The following is a 17,332-nucleotide window of genomic DNA, read 5'->3' as shown; positions in this document are numbered from 1 at the left end:
TTCGGCCTTTCTCCGCGGAGCCAACATGGAACCCTACAATCCCCCTACCGACCCGCTGCACATCCTGTATCAGGATGCGCATATTATCGTGGTCAACAAACCCAGCGGCCTGCTGTCGGTGCCGGGGCGGGCGCCGGAAAACAAAGACAGCCTGATGACACGCATTCAGGCCGATTTTCCCGAGGCCGAATCGGTGCACCGGCTGGATATGGCCACCAGCGGCGTGATCGTCGTGGCGTTGAACAAAGCGGCGGAGCGCGAACTCAAACGTCAGTTCCGCGAACGCGAGCCGAAAAAATCCTACATTGCCCGCGTATGGGGGCATCTGGCGCAGGATGAAGGATTGGTGGATTTACCGCTGATTTGCGACTGGCCGAATCGCCCGCTGCAAAAGGTGTGTTTTGAAACCGGCAAGGCGGCGCAAACGGAATACCGGGTGCTGTCGCGCGACGCCGACGGCAGCACCCGGGTGCTGCTGACGCCGATCACCGGGCGTTCGCACCAGCTACGGGTGCATATGCTGGCGCTCGGCCATCCGATCCTCGGCGACGGCTTTTACGCGCCGCCGGCGGCCAAAGCCATGGCGTCGCGTCTGCAGCTGCACGCACAGGAGCTACGCATCACCCATCCGGTATTTCAGACGCCGATGCACTTTCGCGCCGAAGCAGATTTCTGACGCTGTACGGCTTCCACGGCAACGGCCCAATGACGCCCTTGCCGGGAAACCTGCAGGCATACCTTACTTGAAGCCTTTCTCGCGCTTGATCAGATCGTACGCCGACTGAATTTCCTGCGCCTTCTGCTTGGCCATTTCCATCATTTCCGGCGGCAGCCCCTTCGCCACCAGCTTATCCGGATGGTGCTCGCTCATCAGCTTACGGTAGGCACGCTTGATGGTTGCCGCGTCGTCGCTGCTGTTGACCCCCAGCACCTTACAAGCGTCTTCCAGCGTCGGGCCACGCTGCGCCTGCTGGTAGCCGCCGTGCGAATAACCGCCCTGTTGCTGGTAACCGCCGCCAAACTGCTGGCCGCCTTCCATCATGCGCAGGAACTGGTCAAACTGCGCGCGCGAAATCCCCAGCTCTTCGGCGATCACATACAGCACCTGGCGTTCATTAGGGTGCAATGAGCCGTCGGCAAAGGCCGCCTGGATCTGAATTTCCAGAAACATCCGAATCAGGTCGAAACGACCGAAACAGATGCTGCGGAACTGCTGCAGCGACTCACGCAGCGGGAAATGGCTCTCCTTGCCCTCGCGGAACGCCTGCTGCGCCGCGGTGCGCGATTCGCCATGCAGCTGCATGCGATCCATAAACAGGCTGGCGACCTGAATATCGGCTTCGGTCACGCGCCCTTTTGATTTGGTAAGGTGCCCCATGACCTGAAAAGTGGTGCGGAAAAACAGCGTTTGCCGCGTTTGCTGACCGGCGAAAAAGCCCCGGCTGCGCTTATTGTTACGCGCAGTATCGATCATATGGCCGATAATCAGCCCCAAAACTACGCCCCAGAAGCCCGCGCCAGCCCAAACGGCGACAATGACTCCGAGCAGTTTTCCCCAATACTGCATATACTCCTCAATTATATTACTTTCAGCACGCTGCCCGTCGCCGTAATCAGCTAAGGGTTAGGCGATTTTTCCCAAGATTTCGATTATCATACCTGTCATTTACTGCAGCACCTAACAACAGAGCAGTGAAACGGCAGGATTTAACAGTAGCGCAACGTAGATGAGTGATATAGTCTCTGACCGTTTGCCGGACATGACGCCTCTGATGACGGAACACCAAAACCGCGTATGAAAAAAAGTTTCCCAACACTGCTGGCCACAATGATTTGGACGGCACTTTACAGTCAGCACGCGCTGGCCGATCTCGCCGAGCAGTGCATGCTCGGCGTACCGACTTATGATAAACCGCTTGTCAGCGGCGATCCCAATTCCCTGCCGGTCACCATCAACTCTGATGATTCCCGTGCCGATCAAGGCAACGCCGTCTTCAGCGGCAACGTCAAGATCGAACAGGGCAACAGCACGCTGACCGCCAAACAGGTAGAACTTAACCAGGTGCAGGCCGCCGGTAAGAACGATCCGGTACGCACCGTCACCGCCACCGGCGACGTGCACTATGACGATAACCAGATCAAACTGAAAGGGCCGAAGGCCTGGTCAAACCTGAATACCAAAGACACCGACGTCTATCAGGGCGACTATCAGATGGTCGGCCGTCAGGGGCGCGGCGACGCAGACAAAATGAAGATGCGCGGCCAGAACCGTTACACCATTCTGGAAAACGGCTCTTTCACCTCCTGTCTGCCGGGCGACAACAGCTGGAGCGTGGTCGGTTCCGAAGTCATTCACGACCGCGAAGAACAGGTGGCGGAAATCTGGAACGCGCGCTTTAAAATCGCCGGCGTTCCGGTGTTCTACAGCCCGTATCTGCAGCTGCCGGTGGGCGACAAGCGCCGCTCCGGCTTCCTGATCCCGAATGCGAAATACGGCAGTAACAACGGCTTCGAATTTATGCTGCCGTATTACTGGAATATTGCGCCTAACTTCGACGCCACCATCACGCCGCACTATATGACCAAACGCGGCCTGCAGTGGCAGAACGAATTCCGCTACCTGACCCAGCCGGGCATGGGCACCATCGAACTGGACTGGCTGCCGAGCGATAACGAGTACAACAAGGATCATCCGCAGGATGACGACACCCGTTGGCTGTTCTACTGGAACCACAACGGCGTGATGGATCAGGTGTGGCGTTTCAACGTTGACTACACCAAAGTCAGCGACTCGCAGTATTTCAACGATCTGGACTCCCAATACGGTTCCACCACCGACGGCTACGCCACGCAGAAATTCAGCGCCGGTTACGCCGATGAAAACTTCGACGCCACCATCGCTTCCAAGCAGTTCCAGATCTATGACGACGTCAACCGTACCAGCACCGAGTCCTACAAGGTGCTGCCGCAGATCGATCTGAACTACTACAAAAACGATCTGGGGCCGTTCGATCTGCGCGTGTACGGTCAGGCGGCGAAGTTCGTCAATATCAACCCGTACAGCCCGGACGCCACCCGTCTGCACCTGGAGCCGACGCTGAGCCTGCCGATGACCAACGGCTGGGGCTCGCTGAACAGCGAAGTCAAACTGCTGGCGACCCACTATCAGCAGGATATCCCGGACGGCTTCAAGGCCAACTATAAAAGCCGTAACGGCCGCGACGCGCCGGAACTGGACGACTCCGTCAACCGCGTAATGCCGCAGTTCAAGGTCGACGGTAAAATGGTGTTCGACCGCAATATGGACTGGGCGCAAGGCTATACCCAGACGCTGGAGCCGCGCATGCAGTACCTGTATGTGCCATACCGCGACCAGAGCAACATCTATTCCTACGACTCAACGCTGCTGCAGACCGACTACTCCGGCCTGTTCCGCGACCGCAGCTACAGCGGCCTGGACCGTATCGCTTCGCAGAACCGTCTGGCGACCGGTTTGACCTCGCGCATTTATGATGACGCGCTGGTTGAACGTTTCAACGTTTCCGTGGGTCAAATCTATTACTTCAGCCGTTCGCGTACCGGAGACAGCAACTCCGATTACGACAAGAATGATGACACCGGCAGCGTGGTATGGGCCGGCGACACCTATTGGAAGATCGACGATCGCTGGGGCCTGCGCGGCGGCGTACAGTACGATACGCGCCTCGACAGCGTAGCCCTGGGCGACGCGGTGCTGGAGTACCGTCAGGACGGCGAACGCATGGTGCAGCTGAACTACCGCTACGCCAGCCCGGAATATATTCAGGCCACTCTGCCGCAGGTCACCAGCCCTGGCTATCAGGACGGTATCTCGCAGGTGGGCGTCACCGCCAGCTGGCCGATTGCCGACCGTTGGGCCGTGGTTGGCGCGTATTACTATGATACCCGTGCGCAACAGTCCGCCGATCAGCTGGTCGGCCTGCGTTATAACACCTGCTGCTGGGCGGTTAACATCGGTTATGAGCGCAAGATCACCGACTGGGATCGCGGCAACCAGACCAGCAAATATGACAACAAAGTTTCATTCAACATCGAACTTCGCGGTCTGAGCAGCGACCACAGCCTTGGCACTAGCGAAATGCTGCGCTCAGGCATTCTGCCTTACCAGCGCGCGTTCTGATGCTTTGTAATGCTTTGAAAAACGAGAACTTTAACCCGCACTTGCGGATTACATAATGGGAAATGTATGAATAACTGGAGAACGCTTATTCTCGGATTGGTGGTCTGCGCCAATACCGCGTTCGCTGCACCCCAAGAAGTTGATAAAGTCGCCGCCGTCGTGGATAACGGCGTAGTACTTGAAAGCGACGTCAATGGTTTACTGCAGTCGGTCAAACTCAATGCCCAACAGGCCGGGCAACAGCTGCCGGATGATAAAACGCTGCGCCATCAGATCGTTGAGCGCCTGATCATGGATAACATCCAGCTGCAGATGGCGCAAAAGATGGGCATCAACGTCAACGATGCCGATCTGGACAAGGCTATCGCCAATATCGCGGCGCAAAACCGTATGACGCCGGATCAGCTGCGCAGCCGTCTGGCGTACGAAGGCCTGAACTACAACACCTACCGTTCGCAGATCCGCAAAGAGATGCTGATCACCGAAGTGCGTAACAACGAAGTTCGCCGCCGCGTCACTATTCTGCCGCAGGAAGTGGATTCTCTGGCCAAACAGGTCGGCGCGCAGAACGGCAGCGATACCGAAATGAACATCAGCCACATCCTGATCCCGCTGCCGGAAAACCCGTCGCAGCAGCAGGTTGATGAAGCGGAAACGCTGGCGAAACGCCTGGTGGGCGAAATCAACAGCGGCGCCGACTTCGGCAAACTGGCGATCACCTACTCCGCCGACTCGCAGGCGCTGAAAGGCGGCAATATGGGCTGGGGTAAACTGCAGGAGATCCCGACGCTGTTCGCAGAGCGTCTGGTCACCGCCAAGAAAGGCGATATCGTCGGCCCGATCCGCTCCGGCGTGGGTTTCCACATCCTGAAAGTGAATGATGTCCGCGGCGCCAACCAGTCTATTTCCGTGACCGAAGTGCACGCACGCCATATTCTGCTGAAGCCGTCCGTGGTAATGACCGACGATCAGGCTCGCACCAAACTGCAGGAAGTCGCTGCGGCGATCGCCAGCGGTAAAGCAAAATTCTCCGACGAGGCCAAACAGCTGTCGCAGGATCCTGGCTCTGCCCTGCAGGGCGGCGATCTGGGCTGGGCATCACCGGATATCTACGATCCGGCGTTCCGCGATGCGCTGCTGAAGCTGAAAAAAGGCGAAATCAGCAAGCCGGTGCACTCCTCCTTCGGCTGGCACCTGATTCAGCTGGTGGATACCCGCAAGGTGGACAAAACCGACGCGGCGCAAAAAGAGCGCGCCTACCGCATGCTGTTCAACCGCAAGTTTGCTGAAGAAGCGCAGACCTGGATGCAGGAACAGCGCGCCGCCGCCTATGTCAAAATTCTTGATGGCAGCAATGCACAATAAACGTATCGTGATAACCCCCGGCGAACCTGCCGGGGTGGGGCCGGATTTGGTCGTAGCACTGGCGCAACAGGCGTGGCCCGTTGAACTGGTTGTCTGCGCCGATCCGGCCCTGTTGATTGAACGCGCGCGGCAGCTACGGCTGCCGCTGACGTTACGCGACTATCAGCCGGACGCGCCGGCGCAGCCGCAGGCTGCCGCGACGCTGACGGTGCTGCCGGTTACGCTGGCAGAGACGACGGTCTGCGGCCAGCTCAACGTCGCCAACAGCGCTTATGTGGTGGATACCCTGGCGCGCGCCTGCGACGGCTGCCTGAACGGCGAATTCGCCGCGCTGATTACCGGGCCGGTACACAAGGGCGTCATCAACGACGCCGGCGTGCCGTTCAGCGGCCACACAGAATTTTTTGCCGATCGCAGCCACTGCGATCGGGTGGTGATGATGCTGGCGACCGAAGAGCTGCGCGTCGCGCTGGCGACCACCCACCTGCCGCTGCTGGCGGTGCCGGGCGCCATCAGCGAGCAGAGCCTGCACGAAGTCATCACCATTCTCGACCATGATTTAAAAACCAAATTCGGCATCGCGCAGCCGCACATCTACGTCTGCGGGCTGAACCCGCACGCGGGAGAAGGCGGCCATATGGGCCGTGAAGAGCTGGACGTCATTATTCCGGCGCTTGAAACGCTGCGCGAACGCGGCATTAACCTGATCGGGCCGTTACCGGCCGATACGCTGTTCCAGCCCAAATATCTGCAACATGCCGATGCAGTGCTGGCGATGTATCACGATCAGGGGCTGCCGGTGCTAAAATACCAAGGGTTTGGCCGCGCGGTGAATATCACCCTCGGCCTGCCGTTTATTCGTACCTCGGTGGATCACGGCACCGCGCTGGAACTGGCCGGCACCGGTACCGCCGATGTGGGCAGTTTTAAAACCGCCTTAAATCTCGCCATTAAAATGATAAATAACTGTAATGAACAATAGAGTCCACCAAGGGCATTTTGCCCGCAAACGCTTTGGACAAAACTTTTTAACCGATCAGTTTGTCATCGATAGCATCGTCTCGGCCATTCATCCCCAGCCGGGCGAAGCCGTGGTAGAAATCGGCCCCGGCCTTGGCGCCCTGACCGAACCGGTCGGCGCGCGTATGGACCGCATGACGGTAGTGGAGCTGGACCGCGATCTGGCGGCACGCCTGGAAAGCCACCCGCAGCTGAAAGACAAACTGACCATTCGTCAGCAGGACGCCATGACGGTGGATTTCGCCGAAATGGCCGAGCAGGCGGGCCAGCCGCTGCGGGTGTTCGGCAACCTGCCGTACAACATCTCCACCCCGCTGATGTTCCACCTTTTCAGCTATACTCAGGCTATCCGCGACATGCATTTTATGTTGCAAAAAGAGGTGGTCAACCGCCTGGTTGCCGGCCCGAACAGCAAGGCGTACGGCCGTTTATCGGTGATGGCGCAATACTACTGCAACGTCATCCCGGTGCTGGAAGTCCCGCCGACCGCCTTCGCGCCGCCGCCGAAGGTCGACTCCGCCGTGGTGCGTCTGGTGCCGCACCGCGAGATGCCGCACCCGGTCGACGATGTGCGCATGCTGAGCCGCATTACCACCCAGGCCTTCAACCAACGCCGCAAAACCATCCGCAACAGCCTGGGCGATTTGTTTACCCCGGAGCAGCTGAGCGAGCTGGGGGTCGATCCGGCATTGAGAGCAGAAAATATTTCTGTGGCGCAGTACTGTAAGCTGGCAAACTGGCTATCGGCCAATCCGGCGCCGCAGCAGTAAGGAGTAAGTGGTCATGATTGATTCACCCCGCGTATGTATTCAGGTGCAAAGTCTGTATGTGGAATCCCAGTCTCTGCCTGAGGAGGAACGCTATGTCTTTGCCTATACCATTACCATTCGCAACCTGGGGCGTTTCAACGTGCAGCTGCTGGGCCGTTACTGGCTGATCACCAACGCCAACGGCCGCCAAACCGAAGTTCAGGGCGAAGGCGTCGTCGGCGAACAGCCGCTGATCCTGCCCGGCGGTGAATTCCAATATACCAGCGGCGCGGTGCTTGAAACGCCGCTGGGCACCATGGAAGGCCACTATGAAATGGTTGACCACCTGGGTCAGCCGTTCCGCACTGCGATTCCGGTCTTTCGCTTAGCCATCCCAACGCTGATTCACTAACATGTCGACATATCTTATCGGCGACGTTCATGGCTGTTTCGATGAACTGCAGTCGCTATTAGCCCAGGTTTCTTTCGACCCGCAGCAGGACACGCTGTGGTTAACCGGCGATCTGGTGGCCCGCGGCCCGGATTCGCTGGAGGTGCTGCGCTACGTACGCTCGCTCGGGCCGGCGGTACGCATGGTGCTGGGCAATCATGACCTGCATCTGCTGGCGGTATATGCCGGCATCAGCCGCAACAAGCCCAAAGACCGCATTTCGCCCCTGCTGGAGGCGCCGGATGCGGATGAGCTGATCAACTGGCTGCGCCGTCAGCCGGTGCTGCAGGTTGATGAACGGCAAAAACTGGTGATGGCTCACGCCGGCATCACGCCGCAGTGGGATCTCGATACCGCCAAAATGTGCGCGCGCGAAGTGGAAGCCGTCCTCAGCAGCGACAGCTATCCGCTGTTCCTTGACGCCATGTACGGCGATATGCCGAATAACTGGACGCCGCAGCTGAGCGGTCTGGCCCGCCTGCGCTTTAGCACCAACGCGCTGACGCGGATGCGTTACTGTTTCCCGCACGGCCAGTTGGATATGATCAGCAAAGACGCACCCGGCACCGCGCCTGCGCCGCTCAAGCCCTGGTTTGAGCTGCCGCGACTGCTGGACGAACAATACACCATTATTTTCGGCCACTGGGCGTCGCTGGAAGGCAAAGGCACGCCGGACGGCGTCATCGCGCTGGATACCGGCTGCTGCTGGGGGGGCGATCTGACCATGCTGCGCTGGGAGGATAAACGCTACTTCACTCAGCCGTCGACGCGACGCAGTGAGAAAGGCGGCGATACACTGGCGGCATCCTGAAGAGAGGGCGGAAAATATTCCGCCCTTTTCTTTTTCCCGATGTCAGGCGCCGATCACGCCGCCGTCTTTACGGGTAATCATAATCACCGACGAACGCGGCCGCGGGCTGTTGTGCGGGAAGTGAGAATCCCCCTCTTCCCCCGGATGCTGAACGTTAACGAACAGCGTTTTGTAATCCTGGGCGAAGGTGACGCCGGTCAGTTCACAGGATTTCGGCCCGACCATAAAGCGGCGGATTTCACCGCTCTGCGGATCCCCCACCAGCATCTGGTTGTTCCCCTGCCCCTGATAGTCGCCCTTATTGCTGTACTTCCCGTCGGTCAGGATCCACAGCCGTCCCGCGCTGTCGAACCCCAACCCGTCCGGACTGTTAAAGGTATTCTCGGCGGTAATATTCGGCGTGCCGCGATACATGCCTTCCGGGTGGGCAATCGGGTTGCCGCACAGCGCAAACATATCCCAGGAAAAGTGTTCCGCAGTGGCGTCGCCGCCCTCATCCCAGCGGATAATCTGGCCGTAGATGTTTTTCGGCCGCGGGTTGGCCGGGTTCAGCGGCATGCCTTCGTCACCGCGTTTGCTGTTGTTGGTCAGGGTGCAGTAAGCCCGCCCGTCGTGCGGGTTCACCGCGATCCACTCAGGACGGTCCATCTTGGTGGCGCCGACCTGCGCCGCCGCCTTGCGGGCAAAAATCAGCACTTCGGCAGCGTCACGGAAGCCGTTTTCCGGCGTCAGACCGTTTTTACCGAACTCCAGCGCGATCCAGCGCCCTTTTCCCTTCAGCGGCGTGCCGTTGGCATCGCCGTCGAACTGCGCCACAAACAGCGTGCCCTCATCCAACAGGCTGCGGTTATTGGCCGGATTGGCGTTGTCCACTTTACCTTTGGAGACATATTTATAGATATGCTCACCGCGCTCGTCATCCCCCATATACACCACCAGGCGGCCGTTTTTCGCCACCGTGACCGCCGCGTTCTCGTGCTTGAAGCGCCCCAGCGCGGTGTGTTTGATCGGCGTAGAGGTCGGGTTCATCGGATCGATTTCCACAATCCAGCCGTGGCGGTTAAATTCATTCGGGTTCTTCGCCACGTCGAAGCGCTCGTCAAAGTCCGGCCAGTTGCGTTCCGGCTCGTTAGCCTTCAGCGTATAACGCTTTTGCTCCGGCGTGGTCTGGTAATCCGCCTGTTGGGTGCCGAAGTAGGTATCGAAGTTTTCTTCACAGGTCAGGTAGGTGCCCCACGGCGTTTTGCCGTTGGCGCAGTTGCCAAAAGTGCCCAGCACCTTGCGGCCGCTCGGATCGGCGGCGGTTTGCAGCAGCGGATGGCCGGCGGCCGGGCCGCTGAACTGCATCTGCGTATTGGCGGTAATACGGCGGTTATAGCGCGACGGGCGCTCCACTTCCCAACGCGGCGTATCGCCGACGCGTTTGACCGCCACGATCGACACGCCATGCGCCGCCTGCGACTTACGCACGTCTTCCAGACTGGTGGCCTTGTCGCCGCCGTGGGCGAACAGATACTGCTCGTTGACGTATTCGTTATTAATCGCCATCACGCCGTGGTTATCGTCAATCGGGAAGAAGCTCATGCCGTCATTATTGTCGCCGAACTGTTTCTCCTGCTCGGCCGCGCTGTTGCCGCCGTTTGGATCGAACGCCACCGCGCCGTCGACCAGCGGTTCGCCCCAGGAAATCAGTACCTCGGCGTTATAGCCTTCGGCAATAGCAATATCGTCCGCGGTCGAAGCGGCAATGCCTTTGAAGCCCAACAGCTTGTTGACCGGCAGGTCCGCCGCCAGCGCATCGCCGGATACCGACCAAATCCCGCCGCCGAGAAAGCCCGCCAGCCCCACCGCGCCGGCGCTGCCCAATAACAGTTTACGACGGGTCGGATCGATCAGGCGGTCGGCGTTTAATTGCTCAATGTTATTCGTCATGATTTCGCTTCCTGTTAGCTGACGCCACGGTTCAAAGTCACCAGAGTGGCCGGGCGCTCAAAGTTGGGCTTCATACTAATCAGGAAGTGTGACGAAAATGTTACAAGCAACGGACGGCAAAAAATTTACGCGCCAAAACCAGCCAGGGCGCAAATACATTGCGCCCTGGCTGCTGAAGTCATCGGATGGCGGGGAATTAACGGCGCTCTAAAATCTCAAAGCAGTAGCTGTGGGAGTTTTGCGCATCCGCATCATGAAATTCGCTGAACGAGGTTTCCCACTCGTCAGGCTCATAATCGGGGAAGTGGGTATCGCCGCCGATCTCCGCATCAATATGCGTCAGATACAGGCGGTCGGCGCGCGGCAGAAATTGGGTATAGATATGCCCGCCGCCCATGATCATCACTTCTTCCACATTGCCGGCCGCCGCCAGGGCCTCGTCCAGCGAGGTCGCCCAGGTGACGCCGGTTTCGCTGCCCGGCCGGCTGCTCAGCACGATATTGTGACGGCCCGGCAGCGGACGACCAATCGACTCAAAGGTCTTACGACCCATAATGACCGGTTTATTCAGCGTGTTACGTTTAAACCACGCTAAATCCGCCGGCAGGTGCCACGGCATGGCGTTTTCCATGCCGATTACGCGATCCGCCGCCAACGCAGCGATCAGGCTAATGATCATTATTTAACCCTGTATAAACCTAATGGATATGCTGTAGCAGGCTGAGGACAACGCGGTACACCACCGCCAATCGGCCAGTTATATTCCCTGTCGCTCAAGCTTAAAAGCGCCAGCCGCTCAAATTGGACACACTATACGTAAAGCCCCATCGGCCGTCGATAGGGTAAACAAGCAATATGAATATATAAGACAGCTCTTATCAGAATCGCTAATGACACCGAACAATAAACTAAACGCCGGGCCGTTTACGATATAACCACAGCCCCGGTAGCGACAGGCCAATCGACAGCGCCCCGACGATAAAGCAGGCCTTGAGAAAATGGCTGACAACTACCCCCATCAGCACCTCGCTGTAGCCCTGATGGGACAGCTCCACCACCGAGATCATCGCGGTATAGGCCGGAATGCCGGGGAACATCGGAATAACCGCCGCCACGGTAAAGACTTTGGGATGCGCCAGCAGCCAACGCGACCAGGAGATGCCGAGCATGCCGATCAGCACCGCCGCCAAAAAAGAGGCCCACTCAATATTCATCCCCAGCCACATCAGCAACATGCGTGTGCCGTGCCCGACGCCCCCCAGCAGCGCACAATAGCGCAGCGCGCGGCGCGGCACGTTAAACACCATCGCGAACCCCAGCGCCGGTACGGCGGCCAGCAGCATGTCCTGCATCAGCGCCCACAGCAAACTTATGCCCATCCCCGCAGCCCCCACAGCGACATCGCCATCACCACGCCAATACAGGTCGCCAGCGTCAGCAGGCTGGCCATCGCCCAGCGCGCCAGCCCGGTGTTCACATGGCCTTTAAACATATCTGCTACCGCATTGATCAGCGGAAAACCCGGCACCAGCAACAGCACGCTGGCGGCCATCGCCACGCCCGCCGTCTGGCTAAACAGCGGCAGGCGCAGCAATAGGCCGGATACCGAGGTGGCAACAAACGCCGTCAGGCAAAAGTTAATCAGCGGATTCATCTGCCGCTGCGTCAGCCACTGCCGCACCCACATCGCCAGACCGCTGGCGATAAAGGTCACGGCAAAGGCGTCCCGGCCGCCGCCGTTCAGCATGCTGAAGCAGCCGCAGGACAGCGCCACCATCAGCACCACCAGCGGGCGCGGATAGCGCAGCGGCCGCAGTTTTTCAAAGCGTCTGGCGACGTCCTGCGCATCCGCCAGCCGGTGCTCGGCCAAAATAACGATATGCTGTACCTCGGTCACCATCTGCATATTGATGCCACGGTCGACGTTTTTACGCGTGCTGGTCAGGCACTCACCGTGGCTGATGGTGGTCAGGACGATGGCATTCGCCGAGATCGAGCTTTCTACCCGCTCCATCCCCAGCGCCAGGCCCAAACGGCCGGACAGCTGCTCCACCAGCATGCTTTCCGCGCCGTGCTGCAACAGCAGCAGCCCGCACTGGATGCACAGGCGCGTCACTTCACGTTGCTGCTGCCTGCTCATGTTATGTTCCTGCCCCATATCGCCCCACTCACTCCGCTCCATGAATATTCATCATATTGCTGAAGATAGCGGTGGTGGATTGATGCGCATCAGGGTCGGCGGCGTTATTATCGATGCCGTCCTCATTTTTTCCCGAGATTGTGAACATGCTTGAAACCTCGTTATTTGTCGCCGGCATCGCCACGCTGGGCATGCTGTCGCCGGGGCCGGATTTCTTTCTGGTGATTAAAAATGCGGCGCGCTATCAGCGGCTGCCCGCGCTGATCACCGCGCTGGGCGTTATCTGCGGCGTCGCCACCCATATGTCCTACTGCGTCGCCGGGCTGGCGGTAGTGATTACCACCACTCCCTGGCTGTTCAATCTGCTGAAGTACGCCGGGGCGGCGTATCTGATTTGGGTCGGAGTGCAGGCACTGCTGTCGCGCGGCGGCGGCAAGATGAACGTCGGCAACCTGCCACAGCAGCAGGTCAGCCTGAAGAGCGCTTTCGTACAGGGCTACCTGTGCAACCTGCTCAACCCCAAGGCGACGCTGTTTTTCCTGGCGGTGTTTACCCAAGTGCTGCAGATAGATTCCGGGATCGGCGAGAAACTGTGGTACGCGGGGATTATTTTAGGGCTGTCTGTCCTGTGGTGGCCGCTGCTGGTGTTTCTGATTCAAAGCGGCCCGGTACGACGCGGGCTGGAGAAAGCCCAGAAGGTGGTGGATAAACTGCTCGGCGGCATGCTGATTGCTCTTGGCATTAAGGTGGCGCTCAGCTAAACCGCCTTGGAAAGACGGGGGCTGCCGGCTAGCCTCCGTCATGCTCATCGCGCGCGTTACGCCTCCGGCGGCCACTTCACCCCCAGCGCAATCATCTTGTCGCGCAGCTGCTGACACTTCTGGTGGTATTCAGTATCTGGCTGGCTTTTATTAAGGCGCTTTTGCACCAGTGAAGCAAATACCCACCCCTTCTTATTTACCGGGTTAGGATCAGCACCGTGGTCCAACAAATAATTAGCGTGCTCAAAGCTATTGCTGTAAAAAGCTGCCATTAACGGTGTTTCACCTAAAGAATCTCGCGCATCAACATCGGCACCGCGCACAACTAATAATGCCAACGTATCGGTAGTCTTGGCATACATAGTTTCATAGATTATGGGATCATCATTGTCCTTATTTCTAGCATCCGGAGATAGACCACCGTCCAGCATAGCCTTCAGCCAGATATCCTTATCGCCCTTGGCCATCCATACAGCAGGCTTGTATCTTCCCTTCGGTAAAGGGTCCGCACCAGCACTGACCAGCGCCGTAATAATTTCCAGTCGATTGGCCGGATTATCGTTATACATTGCCTCGTTGATGGCGAAAAACAGCGGGGTTAATTTCTGCTCGCCGGGGGTATTCAGATCCGTTTCCGGTGCCAGCTGTTTTACCCTCTCTAGGTCGCCAGCCTCAATGGCCTTGGCCAATATCAGCTGTTGGCCGGTAAAGTAGTCTTCAGGTTCAATTTTTTTCATGCCGTTGCATCCTGCCAGCAAGATTAGCCCCCAAAAAACAACGGCGATACTTATCCATCGGTTACGCATGATCGTCCCTTTGCCTAATGCTGGCCAGTCCATCGCCACCGTTACGCCTCCGGCGGCCACTTTACGCCCAGCGCGATCATCTTGTCGCGCAGCCGCAAACAGTTCTGGTGGTATTCAGTTTCCGGCCGGCTGTCTTTGATGCCGTCTTGCACCAGCGAAGCGAATACCCATCCCTTCTTAGTTACCGGATTTGGATCAGCGCCGTGGTCCAGTAAATAATTGGCGTGCTCAAATTTACTGCTGAAAAAAGCTACCGTTAATGGCGTTTCACCTAAAGAATTACGGGTATCAACATCAGCCCCGCGCATAATTAATAATGCTAACGTATCGGTAGTCTTGGCATACATAGTTTCATAGATCATGGGATAGTCAGTGTCCTTATCTCTGGCGTTCGGAGATAGACCACCGTCCAGCATTGCCTTAAGCCAGATATCCTTACTGGCCTTAGCCATCCATAAAGCCGGTTTGTCCCCCATCCCCCTCGGTAAAGGATCCGCACCAGCACTGACCAGCACCGTAATAATTTCTAGTCGATTGCCCGGATTATCGTTATACATTGCCTCGTTGATGGCGAAAAACAGCGGGGTTAATTTCTGCTCGCCGGGGGTATTCAGATCCGTTTCCGGCGCCAGCTGTTTTACCCTCTCCAGGTCACCCGCCTCAATGGCCTTGGCCAATATCAGCTGTTGGCCGGTAAAGTAGTCTTCCGGTTCAATTTTCTTCATGCCGTTGCATCCTGCCAGCAAGATTAGTCCCCAAAAAACAACGGCGATACTTATCCATCGGTTACGCATGATCGTCCCTTTGCCTAATGCTGGCCAGTCCATCGCCACCGTTACGCCTCCGGCGGCCACTTTACGCCCAACGCGATCAGCTTGTCGCGCAGCCGCAGACAGTTCTGGTGGTATTCAGTTTCCGGCCGGGTACTATTGAGGCGTCTTTGTACCAATGCAGTAAATCCTCGTCCTTTTTTGTCTACCGGATTCGGGTTGGCACCGTGATCCAGCAAATAAATAGCGTGTTCAAAACGGTTGCTGAAAAAAGCTTCCACTAACGGCGTCTGGCCTAAAATGTCATTGGCATCAACATCAGCACCGCGCATGGTCAATAATGCTAGCGTATCCGTATTCCTGGCTTTCAGTGCGCTATAGATAATCGCTTCATTATGATTTCGGTCTCTGGCATCCGGATCCAAGCCACCATCTAGCAATGCCTTTAGCCAGATATCCTTATCCCCCATTGAGACCATTTCCGCCGGGCTGGCCATCCCTCTGGGGAGTGGTTGCAAAGGATCAGCCCCTGCTTTGACCAGCGCGGTCACAATTTGCAAACGTGGTTTGGGATTATTATTGTAGTACGTCTCATTCAAGGCGAAGAATAATAAGGTTAAATCCTGTTCACCCGGGGTGTTTAAATCTGTTTCCGGCGCCAGTTGTTTTACCCTGCCCAGGTCCCCCGCCTCAATAGCCTTGGCCAATATCAGCTGTTGGCCGGTAAAGTAGTCTTCAGGTTCAATTTTTTTCATGCCATTGCATCCTGCCAGCCAAATCATGCCAAACACCATCATGACAACACCGATCCATCGTATTCGCACGGCTATAACCTGCTGGTAATGGTGGTCATATCTGCCTCTTTCTGTAGCTCCAGGCTGTCGATCACCTGCTGCATACCGTGTTTATCAACGGTGCCGCCCTCCCCGCCCGGCAGCCACTTCGCGTTGCCCGCCGCGCTGGGCAATAGCGCAGAGAGCTGATGTTTCACCATCAGCAGCGGAATGTTGTAATAAACGCTCTTTAAATCCTCTAACAGGTGGAACTCCTGCAAGCGCGTCAGCACCTCGCCCCGCACCCGGTAGGCAGCAATTTTTGAGCCGTCGCCGATCGCAGCCCCGCCATACTTTCCCACCGTGCCGGCATTGAGTCCTGCGGCATTAAACGTCCAGGCAGGTTTACCGCTGGCAATCGCCGCCGCAGAAGCAAGGCCGCCGCCTAGTGAATGTCCGGCAATATCTACCTGACCAGAGAAATCCTCTAACTTACTACCGATAAAAACCGATTTTTCATAATAGCTTGAATGAACACCCATTCCTTGCTGACCATTGTTCAGCCAGTCCGTTATATTCTCCATCCGTGTACCTCTGAATACCACGGTCGGTGCCATCTCATTACCAAATACCGATTTATCTGGGGCATATACTCGGGAGAAAAAATCAGGATCATTTACACTGCTATATAACATAGTGGATTTTAAACCCAGCTTTTGTAGCGCTTTGTCATCATTACTAATATCGCGCCACCCTTCGGGCACGTTCGGCATCGTTTCCAACGCGTTAATCGGCCGTCCATCAATGCCATACACATTTTGCGCCAGCCTGGCCTTTTCAACGGCAATATTGTTCTCGCCCAGACGCGTCGCGGCGATGCGCGCATCGGGGTAGATGCTGCGCTGGCCACGGCCAATCAGGTTTTGCCGGGCCTGCCAGCGTTCGCGCTTGCTCATCGCACGCATTGCGGCCAGCGGATCCCGGCGTACCGCCACCGCCGTGGCCGCCGCTACGGCAACCGGCGCTTTCTGCTGCGGCCGGTAGCTGGGCGGCAGCACCGTTGGCGCCGGACGGGTGCAATAGCGGGCAACCATCGCCTCATAGCGGCGGATTATCTGCTGCGTCAGATAGAGCGGCGGCAGAATGGCAGGATAGAGCGTCAGCCGGCCAGCCTGATCGATAAAGAACAGGTGGCGCACCGGCGACCAGCCAAAGCAGTCGTCATCGATGGCAAGCAGCTGACCGCTGTTCAACTCGGCCAGCACCTGCTGCTTAACCTGTCGGTCTTCCCGGTACTGCGACACGCCCACGCCGGAAATCTCACAGCGGGAGACCGGGTAGCGACGGCAGATCGAAGGCAGCGCTGACGCCCCGAACAGGTATTTAGCCTCCAGCGCATAACGCGCCGAGTTAGGGTTAAAAATGCGGGAAAACTGGTAAGGTTCGAGATCTTCCGTTGATAGAGTAATCAATCTCATTAGCGCCATCCTGTGCTAAATATATAAAATTGATATGTAGATTTAATTTATTAAGTTAAAAATAAGCGGCGACGCGATTATTCCCTGAGGGAAATAACCTTACAGACTGTCCGTCAC

16 protein-coding genes and 1 pseudogene are annotated in these 17,332 nt (G+C 57.4%); 8 read left to right on the top strand and 9 right to left on the bottom strand.

The annotated features are described in order from the left end of the window. The first annotated feature begins 25 nt into the window (after window positions 1–25). Window positions 26–676 (top strand): bifunctional tRNA pseudouridine(32) synthase/23S rRNA pseudouridine(746) synthase RluA, encoded by a 651-nt coding sequence (gene rluA, locus TAN611_RS03645; protein WP_105229742.1) that lies wholly within the window; start codon window positions 26–28, stop codon window positions 674–676. 63 nt (window positions 677–739) lie between these two features. Here rluA and djlA read toward each other — a convergent pair whose 3' ends face one another. Continuing rightward, entirely contained in the window at window positions 740–1,567 is an 828-nt protein-coding gene (gene djlA, locus TAN611_RS03640) for a co-chaperone DjlA (RefSeq protein WP_105229741.1), read from the bottom strand. Between the two features lie 228 nt (window positions 1,568–1,795). Between djlA and lptD the strand changes: the two genes are divergently transcribed. The 6 genes and pseudogenes from lptD to apaH form a co-directional block, all read left to right on the top strand. Then, window positions 1,796–4,159, top strand: a complete 2,364-nt coding sequence (lptD, locus tag TAN611_RS03635; protein ID WP_105229740.1) for an LPS assembly protein LptD — start codon at window positions 1,796–1,798, stop codon at window positions 4,157–4,159. Between the two features lie 66 nt (window positions 4,160–4,225). Further along, on the top strand, window positions 4,226–5,524 hold the full coding sequence (gene surA, locus TAN611_RS03630; protein WP_105229739.1) for a peptidylprolyl isomerase SurA: 1,299 nt from the start codon (window positions 4,226–4,228) through the stop codon (window positions 5,522–5,524). Then, window positions 5,514–6,506, top strand: coding sequence for a 4-hydroxythreonine-4-phosphate dehydrogenase PdxA (gene pdxA, locus TAN611_RS03625; protein WP_111737738.1), 993 nt, complete (start codon window positions 5,514–5,516; stop codon window positions 6,504–6,506). The genes surA and pdxA overlap by 11 nt, the downstream gene beginning before the upstream one ends. Next, a complete protein-coding gene (rsmA, locus tag TAN611_RS03620) occupies window positions 6,496–7,314 on the top strand; it encodes a 16S rRNA (adenine(1518)-N(6)/adenine(1519)-N(6))-dimethyltransferase RsmA (RefSeq protein ID WP_105229737.1) in 819 nt (272 codons plus the stop codon). Before pdxA ends, rsmA begins: the two co-directional genes overlap by 11 nt. A gap of 13 nt (window positions 7,315–7,327) precedes the next feature. Further along, a complete protein-coding gene (apaG, locus tag TAN611_RS03615; protein WP_105229736.1) occupies window positions 7,328–7,705 on the top strand; it encodes a Co2+/Mg2+ efflux protein ApaG in 378 nt (125 codons plus the stop codon). Between the two features lies 1 nt (window position 7,706). Continuing rightward, window positions 7,707–8,504, top strand: a pseudogene (gene apaH, locus TAN611_RS03610) (bis(5'-nucleosyl)-tetraphosphatase (symmetrical) ApaH); the annotation flags it as partial. Between the two features lie 93 nt (window positions 8,505–8,597). Here apaH and TAN611_RS03605 read toward each other — a convergent pair. The 4 genes from TAN611_RS03605 to TAN611_RS03590 all read right to left on the bottom strand — a co-directional run bounded on the left by TAN611_RS03605 (window position 8,598) and on the right by TAN611_RS03590 (window position 12,627). Then, a complete protein-coding gene (locus TAN611_RS03605; protein ID WP_203067300.1) occupies window positions 8,598–10,487 on the bottom strand; it encodes a PhoX family phosphatase in 1,890 nt (629 codons plus the stop codon). Between the two features lie 196 nt (window positions 10,488–10,683). After that, a complete protein-coding gene (gene folA, locus TAN611_RS03600) occupies window positions 10,684–11,163 on the bottom strand; it encodes a type 3 dihydrofolate reductase (protein ID WP_172606351.1) in 480 nt (159 codons plus the stop codon). A gap of 232 nt (window positions 11,164–11,395) precedes the next feature. Further along, entirely contained in the window at window positions 11,396–11,866 is a 471-nt protein-coding gene (locus tag TAN611_RS03595; protein ID WP_105229732.1) for a threonine/serine exporter, read from the bottom strand. Next, window positions 11,857–12,627, bottom strand: a complete 771-nt coding sequence (locus TAN611_RS03590) for a threonine/serine exporter ThrE family protein (protein WP_238404506.1) — start codon at window positions 12,625–12,627, stop codon at window positions 11,857–11,859. The genes TAN611_RS03595 and TAN611_RS03590 overlap by 10 nt, the downstream gene beginning before the upstream one ends. A gap of 146 nt (window positions 12,628–12,773) precedes the next feature. Here TAN611_RS03590 and TAN611_RS03585 point away from each other — a divergent pair, with 146 nt between their 5' ends. Next, window positions 12,774–13,388: a LysE family translocator gene (locus tag TAN611_RS03585; protein ID WP_160028447.1), complete on the top strand. Its 615-nt coding sequence runs from the start codon at window positions 12,774–12,776 to the stop codon at window positions 13,386–13,388. 56 nt (window positions 13,389–13,444) lie between these two features. On the opposite strand, the gene TAN611_RS03580 is transcribed toward TAN611_RS03585, so the two are convergent. The 4 genes from TAN611_RS03580 to TAN611_RS03565 form a co-directional block, all read right to left on the bottom strand. Beyond that, on the bottom strand, window positions 13,445–14,125 hold the full coding sequence (locus tag TAN611_RS03580) for an ankyrin repeat domain-containing protein (RefSeq protein WP_238404505.1): 681 nt from the start codon (window positions 14,123–14,125) through the stop codon (window positions 13,445–13,447). Between the two features lie 110 nt (window positions 14,126–14,235). Next, window positions 14,236–14,919 (bottom strand): ankyrin repeat domain-containing protein, encoded by a 684-nt coding sequence (locus TAN611_RS03575; RefSeq protein ID WP_232251625.1) that lies wholly within the window; start codon window positions 14,917–14,919, stop codon window positions 14,236–14,238. A 110-nt stretch (window positions 14,920–15,029) separates the two neighbouring features. Then, window positions 15,030–15,719 carry an ankyrin repeat domain-containing protein gene (locus TAN611_RS03570; protein ID WP_105233208.1) on the bottom strand — a complete coding sequence of 230 codons (690 nt, stop codon included), beginning with the start codon at window positions 15,717–15,719 and terminating at the stop codon, window positions 15,030–15,032. Window positions 15,720–15,790: 71 nt separating this feature from the next. After that, the gene (locus TAN611_RS03565) at window positions 15,791–17,215 is read right to left on the bottom strand and encodes a lipase (RefSeq protein ID WP_203067299.1); all 1,425 of its coding nucleotides are present in this window, start codon (window positions 17,213–17,215) and stop codon (window positions 15,791–15,793) included. Window positions 17,216–17,332 lie beyond the last annotated feature (117 nt).

The sequence above is a fragment of the Serratia sp. Tan611 genome (genome assembly GCF_905188235.1).
Lineage (GTDB): Bacteria > Pseudomonadota > Gammaproteobacteria > Enterobacterales > Enterobacteriaceae > Serratia_B > Serratia_B rhizosphaerae.
The sequence above is the reverse complement of the archived record's forward strand: the minus strand, read 5'-3'. Positions and strand labels throughout refer to the sequence as shown.